The organism is Streptomyces sp. NPDC057877, from assembly GCF_042796855.1.
GTDB lineage: Bacteria > Actinomycetota > Actinomycetes > Streptomycetales > Streptomycetaceae > Streptomyces.
The window spans coordinates 381,430-393,982 of sequence record NZ_JBHVMS010000003.1 but is presented as its reverse complement, the minus strand read 5'-3'; the positions used below and the strand labels follow the sequence as shown (position 1 = coordinate 393,982).

The window sequence follows — 12,553 nt, the reverse complement described above, 5'->3', positions numbered from 1 at the left end:
GCCGCCCCGAGCAAGGGAGTTGCAAGAACCCTGCAAGGAAACCGCCGGACCCCCCGGGGAAGCCCCCTGCCGACTGCTGTACGCAGCGACGAGCGATGGGGGATCGCATGTCTGTCGGAACCACTCGGCCAGCGCTGATCGAGCAGGGGCACTGGTTGACCGTACGGGACTGCAAAAGGGTGCTGGTGGTCGTTCACACGGTGACGTTCGCCCAGCGCCTGCGGGAGGTCTTCGGGCTGCTGGAGGCCGACCGGCGCATTCAGCTGGTCTTCACCGTGGCGCCGCATGCCTTCGGCGGCGGGGTCGAGCCGTACCTGCAAGGACTGGGCATCACGCCGGTGCCGTGGGAGGAGGCCCTGCTCAGCGAGTTCGATCTGGCACTGGCCGCGGGCTTTCGGGGAGTGCACAAGCTACGGACACCGGTCGTGCGCATCTCGCACGGGGCCGGGCACATCAAACTGCTCACCGATGTCAGCCTGCTGGCGCCGGGGGAGCGCCGGGTGCCGGGGATGCTGAGCAGGCAGCATCTGCTGCACGAGGGACGCCTGTTCCCGGCGGCGGTCGGCTACGCCCACGAGCGGGACGTGGCGGAGCTGGCACGGACCTGTCCGGAGGCGCTGCGGGTGGCGCATGTCGTGGGTGACCCGTGCGTCGACCGGATCACGGCGGGCAGGCCCCAGCGTGAGCGGTACCGCCGCGCGCTGGGGCTCGGGTCCGGGGAGCGGCTTGTGGTCGTCACCTCCACCTGGGGGCCGGGGTCGACGTTCGGGCGGCTCGACTCCCTGCTGCCGCAACTGCTGAGCCAGCTGCCGGGCGACCGCTACCGGGTCGCGATGCTGGTCCATCCCAACGTCTTCGCGGGCCACGGCACCTGGCAGGTGCGCGGCTGGCTCGCCGACTGCCGCGAGCGAGGGGTCGCCGTGGTGCCGCCGGAGGCCGACTGGCAGCCGGTGCTGATCGCGGCGGACTGGATCATCGGCGATCACGGGTCACTGACCGCCTACGGAACGCTCACGGACGCGACCCTGCTGCTCACGGACGCCGCCCGGCGCGAGGTGTCGGCCGCGTCCCCCGCGGCGCTGCTGGCCGCGGTCGCGCCCGTGGTCTCGCCGGGGTACCCCCTGGCCGATCAGCTGGAGTACGCGGCACAGTCGCGCCAGCCAGGGCAGTACGACCAGGTGACGGCCTCGCTGTCGTCGGCACCGGGCCAGTTCCACCGCCGTATGCGCTCGGTCGTCTACCGGCTGCTGGGGCTGGGCGAACCCGCTCGGCCGCCCCTCGTGGGGCCGCCCCCGCCGCCTCCGCCGCTGTCCTGGTGGGAGGCGTGCGCCGACCGGGGAGCGGCGCGATGAGCCACGGGCAGCCGACGTCCCGGTCCGCGCTCGTGGGGGACCTGGGGCCGGATGCCGGGTGGGCGACGGTGTGCTTCGGCACGCCCCGCCCCGTGGGCCGGGCTGTCGTCTGGCGCGCGGGCGGGGTGCGCGGTCTGGTGGTCGTCCGCTCCGACGCCCTGCGCTTCCCGGCCGCCGGTCATCCGTACCCGTGTCCGCACCCGCCCGGACGCCTGCCGTGCGATGTGCATCTGTGGGCCGACGCGGACGCCCGGGGCGCGCCGGACCTCAGGGAGCAGGCCGATGTGCTCGTGAGCCGTGTGCCGCTTCCCGGTCCGGCGGCCCACCGGCGCGTGCGTGAACTGCTCAGCAGGCATCCGGGCTGCCTCGCCGTCGCCGTGCCCGGACCCGGCACCGGGTGTGCCGTGGGGGTGCGGGACGCGGCACGGGGCGTGCGGTGCGCGGGGCTGGGGCGGCAGAGCGAGGCGGGTGTCCCGGTTCCGGCGCGGGTGGTCGCCTCGGTGGTCCATGCGTGGGTCGTGGCCGGGGGTTCGGTGGGTGCGCTGAGTGCCATCGCCGCGCTGCCGCCCGGGTGACCTGTGGGAACGGACGGCCGGTCGCGGGGGTGTTCACAGCCGCCGCAGCCGGTCGTCCAGCCGGTCGGCGTCCGCGGGGCTCAGCCGCCGGAAGAGGTCCCGGGCGGCCGTGTAGTCGCGGACCGACCGCTCCCGGTCGCCCGCCGACTCGGCCGCCATGCCGAGCCATTCCAGGCAACGCGCCTCCCAGTGCTCCGATCTGGTGCCGCCCGCCCGGAAGCGGGCCAGCGCCTCCCGCAGCCGCCGTACGCCTTCTTCGTGGTCCCCGGCGCGGTCCAGGACATGGCCGAGTCGAGCCAGGGCCCGGGTGGCCTCGTACGTCTCACCCATCGCCTCCAGTTCTTCGCGTGCCCGGCCCAGCTGGGCGGCGGACGCCGTGAAGTCGCCCGCGGCCAGGGCCGTCTCGCCGAGGCGCAGTCGGCTGAGCGCGGCCCCGCGCCGGTAGCCGATCGACTCGCGCAGCCGCAGCGCCTCCTCGAAGTGACCGCGGGCCGCGTCGAGTCGGCCGGTGAGGAGGCTGATGTGGCCCAGCCCGTTCACCGCCTGCGCCTGTTGCCGGGCGTCCCCGTCGGCGGTGGCCAGCTCCAGCGCCTGCCGGTACCAGTCGGCCGCCTCCGCGTACCGCCCGGCGACGCGCAGGCCGATCGCACCGGAGGTGAGCATGCGGCCCTCACCCGGCCTCGAACCGCTCCGGCGGGCCGCTTCCAGCCCGAGGCGGTGCGACTCGATCCAGATCTCGGAGGGACGGAACCGCTGGACCAGGGGCCAGAGCAGGTCCACCAGACGCCAGCAGGAGGTGTGCCAGCCCTCCCGGGCGCAGAGCCGTACCGCGCCCATCAGCCCGTTGCGGTGGGTGTCGAGCCAGGTCAGGGCCTCCTCGGGGGTGGTGAGGGGAGTGGGTGCCACGGTGTCCGCCGGGAGGTCGTGGCCCGGCAGGGGGTGGGAGGGGGTGAGGATCCGCTCCGCCGACGCCGCGGTGGCCAGACACCAGTCGACGAACCGGCGCAGGGTGGCTTCGCGCTGGTCGCCGTCCTGCGTCCGCTCGCCGAGCCGACGGGCGTGCGGCTGGACGAGGTCGTGGAAGCGGTAGGTGCCCGGCCCCGTCTCCTCCAGCAGGTTGGCCTCGACCAGGCCGTGGACGGCGGTGTCGGACGTGTGCCCGGCCGGACCCGCGCGGTCGGCCGTGACGGCGGCCAGCATCATGAGGTCGTAGCGGTCCGTCGGCAGCAGCCCCATCCGCCGGTACAGCCGGGCGCTCTCCTCCGGCAGTACCTCGTACGACATGTCCAGTGCGGTACGCATCACGGCCTCTCCGTCGATGTGCAGCTGGCCCACGGCCCCCTGCCCCTGGGCCAGGCTCTCGGCCAGGGCGGACATGGTGCGGTGCGGCCGGACGGCGAGCTGCGCGGAGGCCAGGCCGACGACCAGGGGCAGACGGCCGCACAGCCGGACCACCTCGTGCGCGGCGGCGGGCTCCCGCGCCACGCGTGTACCGCCGCCGACGGCGAGGAGTTCGACGGCGGACTCGGTCGGCAGCCCTTCCAGCCGGTGCAGACACGCGCCGTCCACCCGGAGACCGGTCAGGTTGTTCCTGCTGGTCACCACGGTGAGCCCGGTCGGGGTGGCGGGCAGGAGCGGACGTACCTGGGCGGCGGTGAAGGCGTTGTCGAGCAGCACGGCCAGCCGCAGCTCCGCGGTCATCGAGCGCCACAGCGCGCTGCGCTGCACCGTTCCGGCCGGTACGGACGGCGCTCCGAGCGCGATCAGGAACGCTTCCAGCACCGTGGCGGGGGAGGCGGGCCCGGTCTCGCCCTCGACGGCGTGCCCGGTCAGGTCGGCGTAGAGCTGGCCGTCGGGGAAGCCGCTCGCGTGTTCGCGCAGCCAGTGGCAGGCGAGGGCGGTCTTTCCGGCGCCCGCGAGTCCGCTCACGACCAGCACCTGGGGCGCGTGCGCGGGATGCCCGGCGCGCAGCGCGTCCAGGGCCTGGCGGTCGGCCTCGCGGTCCAGGAACCGCGCGGTCACCGGAGGCAGTTGGCGGGGTACGGGCGGGCGGGGCGGGGGAGCCGTGGGCGGGGGGTGGAAGTGGATGCCGCCGTGGATGTTGCCCGCCTGGACGCTGGGTCCGTGCAGCACCGCCTCCCCGCTGATGACGTTGGCGGTCGCCCCGGGCGCCGGGCCGGGCCCCGCGTGGCGCCGTAACCAGTCCGTCAGCGCGCCCGCCGTCGCCGGGTCATGGGAGGCGACCGCGAGCAGCTCCCGCGCCAGCCCGCTGTCGGAGGGCCAGAGCCGGGCGACCTCCGCGTTCGCGCGGGCCGCGACGGCCACCACACCCGCCAGGTCCTGCCAGGCCGCGGACTCCTGGTCCGCGCCGTGGGCGACCATGGCCGACAACCACGCCTCCAGCCCGCCGGAAGAGGACGCTCCCACGTGCGTGACTCCTTTCGCCGCCTCGGAAGTCACTCCCCGTTCCCGGCTCGGCGCGAACAAAATCGATTGTTTATCAGTCAATTTGAGACTGATGGGGTCGCCGTCTGGCCCACCGTGTGAGGTTCATGACACGCTCCCGTTCCCGGAGACAGCAGGCCCTACCGGCGGGAGGACGCTGGTGGAGTTCGAGATACGGCTCTCAGGAGCCGTCGAAGTACGGGCTGCCGACCGACGCGGTGACCTCGGCTCGACGAAGGCCCGGCTGGCCTTGGCCTCCCTCGCCTGGGACGCGGGCCGCACCGTCGGCGTGGACACCCTGATCCGCCGCATCTGGGACGACCATCCGCCAGGCAAGCCCGCCGCGGCCCTGCACGCCTACGTGTCACGGATCCGCGCCGCCCTGCGCATCGCCGGGGCCGACGCGCCCCGGATCGTCAGCCGCACCCACTCCTACGTGATGTACGTCGACCCGGACCGGGTGGACCTGCGCTGCTACACGAGCCGCGTGGAACAGGCCCGCTCCCTCCGGGACAGCGACGACAAGGAGGCGGCCTTACGGCTGCTGGACCGGGCGGAGAAGTGCTGGCACGGCGAGCCGCTGGCCGGGATCACCGGTTCCTGGGCCGAGCATCTGCGGGCCACCGTCGGCGAGACCAGACTCGCCGCCGCGATGATCCGCACCGGGATCCTGCTGGACGAGGGGAAGTTCGCCGACGCCGTTCCGGTCCTGCTGCCCCTGGCCGAGGAGCACCCCGTCGACGAGGCGCTCGCCGAACGGCTGGCCGTCGCGCTGTACGGCAGCAACCGCACCGCCGAGGCGACCCGGCTGCTCCAGCGCACCCGGCAGCGCGTCGTCCGCGACATCGGCCTCGACGCGGGCCGCGGACTGCACCGCGTCCACCAGGGAATCCTGTCCGGCACCCCGGCGTCGGCCCTGTTGCGCCAGGAAGGCGCCGCCGGGGCGAAGCCCGCGCGGCCGACGCGCCGGGTGCCGGACAACCTGCCCCGGGACATCCCCTGGGTCGGCCGCCGCGACGAACTGCGCTCGCTCACCTCGGCACTCTGCGAGGGCCAGGGAGCGTCGGCCGTGGTGGTCACCGTCGAGGCGATCGACGGAATGCCCGGGGTCGGGAAGACGGCCCTGGCCACCCATGTCGGGCATCGACTGCGGGACCGCTTCCCGGACGGGGTCCTCTTCCTCTCCCTCGGCGGCGGCTCCCCCGACCGGACGGCCACGACCCCCGCCCGCGCCCTCACCGAACTGCTGCGGCTGCTCGGCATGAACTCCCAGGAACTCCCCTACAAGACGGACGAACTGGTCGCGCTCTGGCGTTCCGTGGCCCGCGACCGGCGCATGCTCGTGATCCTGGACGACGCCGCCTCCTCCGACCAGGTCGCCCCCCTGCTCCCGGGCGCCTCCCCGACCGCCGTCATGGTGACCAGTCGCCGACGGCTCCCGGGACTGCCCGGCGTACGGCCGCTCTCCCTCGACGTGCTGCCGCCGCAGGACGCGATGGCCCTCTTCACCCGACGGCTGGGCGCCCGCGGCGGCGTCGACGAGGCCGACATGGCGGAGATCGTCCGGATCTGCGGCCATCTGCCCCTGGCCATCGAGATCGCCGCCAGCCGTCTGCTCGCCCGCCCCTCCTGGACCACGTCCGACCTGCTGCACCAGTTGCGCGGCGCCCGCCTGGCCCAACTGCACGACGGAGAACGGGCGATGACCCATGTCTTCGCCCTCTCGTACCGTGCGCTCACCACGGAACAACAACTGGTGTTCCGTCGCGTCGGCCTGCACGCGGGCATCGAATTCGGGCCGCACGCGGTGGCCGCACTCACGGGTCTGAGTGCCGACACGGCCGGGCAGGTGATGGATGAACTGCTCACCCAGCACCTCGTCGTGGAGAAATCCCCGTACAGATTCACGATGCACGATCTTCTGCACGGGTATGCGCGCTCGCTGGTCGAAGCGGGTGACACGGACTCGCGGGAGGAATCCCGGCAGGCCGTACGCCGCCTCATGGATCACTACCTCCACGCCGCGGACCGGGCGGACCGGCTGGCCTATCCCTTCCGCTCCCGCATAGACATCGGTGCCGGGGCCCCCGATCCACCGGGTCCGGAACTCGCCGACGCACATACGGCCGAGCAATGGCTGATCACCGAGCGCGGCAATCTCCTGCACACCCTCGACTGGCTCGCGGACCACGGAACGGCGCACCAACTCGCCTGTGCCGTCCATGTGCTGGCCGGTTTCCTGGAGATGGAGGGACACCTCGTCACGGCCGAGCCACTGCTGCGGCGGGCCGTCGCCCACTGGCACACCGCAGGTGACAGCGCGGCTCGGGCGCGTGCCCTGCTCGACCTCAGCGCCGTCTACAACCACAGTGCCCGCTATGCCGAGGGGATCTCGGTCGCCAACGAGGCCCTGGAGACCGCGCGTGCCCTCGGTGATCTGCGACTGGAGAGCGAGTGCATCCACCAGTTGTCGATACCCCTGTGGCAGACCGGCCAGTACACGCAGGTCCGGACACTACATCAGCACTCGCTGAGTTTCCTTCCGCAAACAGACAACAAGCGTCAGATCGCACGCAGTCGAAACATGCTGGGCATAGCGCACCTCCACCTGGCAGAGAACCAGGAGGCGCTGGAATGCTTCAGCAGGGCGCTCGCCGAATTCACGGAACTGGGCGACGAACGGGGGCGGTACAGCGCCCTGAACAATATCGCGAAGCTCTGTCAGCGGATGGGTGACCCGGAGGCCGCGGAAAGTGCCTACCGAGAGGCGATAAGCGTTGCGGAGGGAATGGGGAACAGGCGGGAAAAGGCCACCCTCCGTATGAACCTGGCCAGCCTTCTGGACACCCTTGGGAAAACCGATGAGGCCCTGGCCCTTTACGGGGAAGCCCTTCCGGTGCTGCGGGCCGTGGGGGACCGCAGGGCCGAGGCCATCGCCCTGAACGGGACCGGCAGGGCGCACCGCGCGGCCGGTCGGGCCGAGGAGGCCCTGCCCTGGCACGTCACCGCCCTCAGCGTCATACGGCGCATTCACGCGGTGAGCGAGGAGGCCGACGTGCTCTACGACCTGGCCCTGACGGAGCGGGCCACGGGGCGCGTGACCCAGGCCGTGGCGCACCTGGAGGAAAGCCGGGCAATCAGCCGACGCATCTCGGCCCCGGCGGAGGAGGAGCGAGCCGCTCGGGCCCTTGCTGGGATCCGCGGGGTTTTGGCTGAGCGTCGCACGAACTCGTGATCCACGAGTTTCCTGGTGGCACGAGTGAGCCCCGCGCGGCTGCGGTAGCGTAGATCATCGATGACGTGGCCCGTCCGGTTTTCGACGCGTCACGAGTTAGTCCGCATGCCGAAAGGTACGTACCCGGTGAAAAGCTGGCGCCGAAGCCTGTACATAGCCACCCTCACTTGTTTGCCGTACATCTTTGTGATAGCGAACAACTCACCCGGCTCCGGTGGCGTGACGTGACGGGCACCCCCGGGTGGGAGGGACCAACGGCCCTCCCACCCGGGACCCAACAGGGGCTGTTCGGCCCTGGTCGGCCCCTGTACCCCAACCACGATCATGTGCGGCGGCACGCATGAGACGAGTGGATGGGGAGCGGTACCGGTGGACGAGGGACACATACAGAAGCCGCGGGCGTCGTGGGTGGAGTGGCTGACGACCACCGACCACAAGAAGATCGGGACGATGTACCTGGTCACCGCGCTGGTGTTCTTCGTCGTGGGCGGGGCGTTGGCGCTGATGATGCGCGCGGAACTGGCCCGGCCCGGCATGCAGATCATGTCGAACGAGCAGTTCAACCAGGCGTTCACGATGCACGGCTCGATCATGCTGCTGATGTTCGCGATGCCGTTGTTCACGGGGTTCGCGAACTGGATCATGCCGTTGCAGATCGGCGCCCCGGACGTGGCGTTCCCGCGGCTGAACATGCTCGCCTACTGGCTGTTCCTGTTCGGTTCGTCGATCGCGGCGTTCGGCTTCCTGACGCCGGGCGGCGCCGCCGACTTCGGGTGGTTCCTGTACGCGCCGCTGTCCAACTCGGTCTACTCGCCCGGCCTCGGCGCCGACCTGTGGATCATGGGTGTGGCGCTGTCGGGGTTCGGCTCGATCCTGGGCGCGGTCAACTTCATCACCACGATCATCTGCATGCGCGCGCCCGGCATGACGATGTTCCGGATGTCGATCTTCACCTGGAACGTGCTGCTGACCTCGCTGCTGGTCCTGATCGTGTTCCCGGTGCTGGCGGCGGCGCTGTTCGCGCTGGAGTGCGACCGCAAGTTCGGCAGCCACATCTTCGACGCGGCGAACGGCGGGGCGCTGCTGTGGCAGCACCTGTTCTGGTTCTTCGGCCATCCCGAGGTGTACATCCTCGCCCTGCCGTTCTTCGGCATCGTCTCCGAGGTGATCCCGGTCTTCTCGCGGAAGCCGATGTTCGGCTACTCGGGGCTGATCGCCGCGACCATCGCCATCGCGGGGCTGTCGGTGACCGTATGGGCGCACCACATGTACACCACCGGCGGGGTGTTGCTGCCGTTCTTCTCCTTCATGACCTTCCTGATCGCGGTGCCGACGGGGGTGAAGTTCTTCAACTGGATCGGCACCATGTGGAAGGGCAGCCTGTCCTTCGAGACCCCCATGCTGTGGACGACCGGCTTCCTGATCACGTTCCTGTTCGGCGGACTGACCGGTGTGATCCTGGCGTCACCGCCGCTGGACTTCCACCTCTCCGACTCGTACTTCGTGGTGGCGCACTTCCACTACACGGTGTTCGGCACGGTCGTCTACGCGATGTTCGCCGGGTTCCACTTCTGGTGGCCGAAGTTCACCGGCAAGATGCTGGACGAGCGCCTCGGCAAGATGACCTTCTGGACGCTCACGGTCGGCTTCCACCTCACCTTCCTCGTCCAGCACTGGCTGGGCACGGAGGGCATGCCCCGCCGCTACGCCGACTACCTGGCCGCGGACGGCTTCACCGTCCTGAACACCCTGTCGACGGTCGGCTCCTTCCTGCTCGGCCTGTCGGTGCTGCCGTTCTTCTACAACGTCTGGAAGACCGCCAAGTACGGCGAGAAGGTCGAGACCGACGACCCCTGGGGCTACGGCCGCTCCCTGGAGTGGGCGACGTCCTGCCCGCCCCCGCGCCACAACTTCTCCTCCCTGCCGCGCATCCGCTCCGAGTCCCCGGCGTTCGACGCCCACCACGAGGAGATCGCCGCCCTGGAGGAGCGGCAGCGGGTGGCCGTCGGGGCGGTGAACTGACCGTGTCCCACCCCGTCCTGGCCCTGGGCACCGCTGTGCTGACGCTTGCCGGTTCCGTCTGGTACGTCCCCGCCCTGGCCGATCTGCGCGCGGGCGCCGACCGCCCGGTGGCCCGCCGTACGGCGGCGACGGCGTGCGTCAGCGGCTGGAGCACGGCCGCCCTGGTCGCCGTACTGCTGCTGCTGGCGGACGGCTGGTGGCTGACGGGCGCGGCGGCCGGGGCGGGCGCGGTGGCGACGGCCGCCCTCGGGCTGCAGGCGGCGGTCGCGCACCGCCGTACCGCCCGGGAGACGGCGCGGGAGTGGGCGCAACTGGTGGCGGCGGGCCCGGCGACCACCCGCCGCCCCCGCGTCACCTTCGCCGCGATCCTCACCGTCACCCTGCTCACCGCCGTGACGACCGTGGCCCTCCTGCTGACGGCCACCGGGGCGGGCGACTTCCTCGCCGTGCGCTGAACGCGATCGGGCCCCGGCAGGGTATGCCGGGGCCCGACGGCCGAACAGGGGACGGAGTCAGCTTCCGCTGAGGGTGATGGCGAGGTCCGTGACGTTCAACGGGAACTGGCCGATGGGCGTCGGCTCGCCGGTGAGGATGTTGAGGCTGTACAGCGACGGGAGCGTGGACCCGTACGGGGTCAGCGTGGCGAAGGCGTCGTTCGCGACGGTCTTGCCGCCCACCACCGTGCTGAAGATGTCCAGGCCCGCGTCGAGCCCGGCGTCGAAGCCGAGCAGACCGGTGGCGACCAGGTTGCCCGCGTTGGGCGGCGACTGGATGACCACCTGGTCGTTGTAGGTGTCGATGTCGATCAGGGTGGTGCCGGTGGAGCCGACCAGGTCGTTGTTGGTGTACCCGGCCGCGGTGACGCCCAGGGCGTTGGTGGTCGCGGGCGGGAGGTTCAGGGCGCCGTCCGTGGCCGTGGTGTGGCCGTCGACGTCGTGCCGCAGGTTCTGGCCGCGGTCGCTGATCACGCGCAGCCGGTCGGCGGCCGGGTTGAAGTCCATGTCGAAGGTGGTGCCGTAGAGCGCGACCTGGAGCTGGGAGACCTTGGTGATGAGCACGTTGTCGACGGCCGGTGGGGTCTTGATGGTGTAGATGCCGCCCTTGTCGCCGAGGCCGTACAGCAGGCCGTTGCGCGGCCGGTGGTCGACGGCGACCAGCTTGGTGTCGCCCGAGAGGCCCATGATCTGCTGGACCCAGTCGAGTCGCTGCGGCCGGTCGGTGGTGAAGGTGACCATCAGGCTGCCGTCGCCGGTGATCCCGTACGCCCGCAGGCTGGGTACGGCATCGGGGGCGGCGGAGCTGACGCCGGGGGCGCTCACCAGGAGCGCGGTCACGGCGGACATGACGGTGACGGCCGCCGCGGCTCTCTTCCTGATTCCTACGCGCATGTGTCGCTTCCCTCCCGTTTGAACCGGCGATGGGTGCCGGTGCACCGGCGTTTGATTGCCGGAGTGAATACCGAAGTGGTCCCGGGTGGCGGCCGCGCGTTCCCATTAAGCCCAGGCAGCGCTGCCGCTACAAGCGAATCCCGCGACCGGAATGAGGGGGTCCGGGAAGTTTGCGCGCGATGACAAATACGCCGTCGACACGCCCTTCACGGGTTCACCGGTTGTGATAAACGGGCGTCCGGTTTTCATCTGTGCACGCTCCGGACCCGGTGACATCCTCACGGCCATGAGTAGCCTCTTCGCCGAACTGGCCCGGCAGGCGTCGGCCCACGCGCGCCGGGAGGTGGAGACGTACGCGCGCGAGATCCCGGAGTTCGCGTTCCTGGACACGAGCCCCAAGGCCAGGGCCGAGACGATGGAGCACGCGGTGTGGTTCCGGCGCCGCACGATCGAACTGGCCCCCGGCAACGACATGCTCACCGCCGAGGACCTCGGCCACATCGCCTCGATGGGGGAGTTCCGGGCCGAGGCGGGCATGTCGCTGGAGTCCCGCGGGCGCATCCTGCGGGTGCACACCGCGCTGATGCTCCGCGAGATCAACGAGGCCGCGGAGGCCCAGCGCGGCGGCGGCATCGACGAACTCATGCGTGTCATGAGCTGGTTCGCGCCCCAGGGCGAGCGCGGCATCGGCGCCTACCGCCAGGGCTTCCTGACGGTGTTGCGACGCCGTATGCCGTACGTCGCCCAAGTGGCCCTGCTGGCACGGTCGTTGCTGTCGGCCGACCCCGGGACGGAGGAACTCGCCCGCCTCCTCGACCTGGAACCGGCCGACCACTACGCGGTCACGGTGATCCGCGTGCCGGACCTCCCCACCGCCCACCGCCCCCGCGAGAGCGACCTGGAGGCCCTGGTGTCGACCCACCGCGCGCCCGTCATCTGGCGTCCGGAACCCGGCGAGCTGATCGCCCTCGTGCCCGACACCGCCGCCGACACGCCCCGGCCGCCCGCCGTACCCGACCACGTGCCGGACCGCGCCCTCGACCTGCTGCGGGACTTCGCCCTGACCGTCGGACGCCCCTGCGCCGCGGGCACCGCCACCGCCCCGCGCTCCGCACTCGCCGACGCGCTCGACCGGGCCCGGCGGATCAGCGCGGCGGCCCCACCGCGGCGGGCGTCGGCGCGGCTGCGGCCGTACACCATGGTGGACGTCTTCGTGGAACTCGCGGTCGCGGACGTGCCGTCCGTCGACCGCTGGCTGCACACCGTCGCCCGGCACCTCGAAGGCGGCCCCGACCTCCTCGTCACCCTCGACGCGTACTACCGCCACGACATGAACCGCGCCGCCACGGCCACGGTCCTCAACGTCCACCCGCGCACCCTCGACTACCGCCTGCGCCGGGTCCGCGACCTGACCGGCATCGACCCGGCCTCCACGCACGGCGTCCGCGTCCTGGACACCGCCGTCACCCGGCACCTGTCGGGGGCGTGGCGCTGAACAGGGCACGCGGTCAGTCCGCCGCCGTCATGCTGAGCCGG

The 12,553-nt window shown here is 71.6% G+C and carries 8 protein-coding genes; 6 read left to right on the top strand and 2 right to left on the bottom strand.

Annotated elements, in window-relative coordinates:
* Positions 1–107 precede the first annotated feature (107 nt).
* Together ACFVQG_RS09620 and ACFVQG_RS09615 are read left to right on the top strand one after the other, a co-directional pair.
* Positions 108–1,352 (top strand): hypothetical protein, encoded by a 1,245-nt coding sequence (locus ACFVQG_RS09620; protein WP_383378743.1) that lies wholly within the window; start codon positions 108–110, stop codon positions 1,350–1,352.
* A complete protein-coding gene (locus ACFVQG_RS09615; RefSeq protein WP_383378741.1) occupies positions 1,349–1,927 on the top strand; it encodes a hypothetical protein in 579 nt (192 codons plus the stop codon). The genes ACFVQG_RS09620 and ACFVQG_RS09615 overlap by 4 nt, the downstream gene beginning before the upstream one ends.
* Before the next feature lie 33 nt (positions 1,928–1,960).
* Here ACFVQG_RS09615 and ACFVQG_RS09610 read toward each other — a convergent pair whose 3' ends face one another.
* Positions 1,961–4,354 (bottom strand): hypothetical protein, encoded by a 2,394-nt coding sequence (locus ACFVQG_RS09610; RefSeq protein WP_383378739.1) that lies wholly within the window; start codon positions 4,352–4,354, stop codon positions 1,961–1,963.
* A 178-nt stretch (positions 4,355–4,532) separates the two neighbouring features.
* Here ACFVQG_RS09610 and ACFVQG_RS09605 point away from each other — a divergent pair, with 178 nt between their 5' ends.
* The 3 genes from ACFVQG_RS09605 to ACFVQG_RS09595 all read left to right on the top strand — a co-directional run bounded on the left by ACFVQG_RS09605 (position 4,533) and on the right by ACFVQG_RS09595 (position 10,084).
* Positions 4,533–7,607, top strand: a complete 3,075-nt coding sequence (locus ACFVQG_RS09605) for a tetratricopeptide repeat protein (protein ID WP_383378736.1) — start codon at positions 4,533–4,535, stop codon at positions 7,605–7,607.
* Positions 7,608–7,931: 324 nt separating this feature from the next.
* Positions 7,932–9,629, top strand: a complete 1,698-nt coding sequence (gene ctaD, locus ACFVQG_RS09600; RefSeq protein ID WP_383378734.1) for a cytochrome c oxidase subunit I — start codon at positions 7,932–7,934, stop codon at positions 9,627–9,629.
* A gap of 2 nt (positions 9,630–9,631) precedes the next feature.
* Entirely contained in the window at positions 9,632–10,084 is a 453-nt protein-coding gene (locus ACFVQG_RS09595) for a hypothetical protein (RefSeq protein ID WP_383378732.1), read from the top strand.
* Positions 10,085–10,141: 57 nt separating this feature from the next.
* On the opposite strand, the gene ACFVQG_RS09590 is transcribed toward ACFVQG_RS09595, so the two are convergent.
* Positions 10,142–11,017, bottom strand: a complete 876-nt coding sequence (locus ACFVQG_RS09590; protein ID WP_383378730.1) for a DUF4394 domain-containing protein — start codon at positions 11,015–11,017, stop codon at positions 10,142–10,144.
* A 286-nt stretch (positions 11,018–11,303) separates the two neighbouring features.
* Between ACFVQG_RS09590 and ACFVQG_RS09585 the strand changes: the two genes are divergently transcribed.
* A complete protein-coding gene (locus tag ACFVQG_RS09585; RefSeq protein ID WP_383378727.1) occupies positions 11,304–12,512 on the top strand; it encodes a PucR family transcriptional regulator in 1,209 nt (402 codons plus the stop codon).
* The last annotated feature ends 41 nt before the right edge of the window (positions 12,513–12,553 follow it).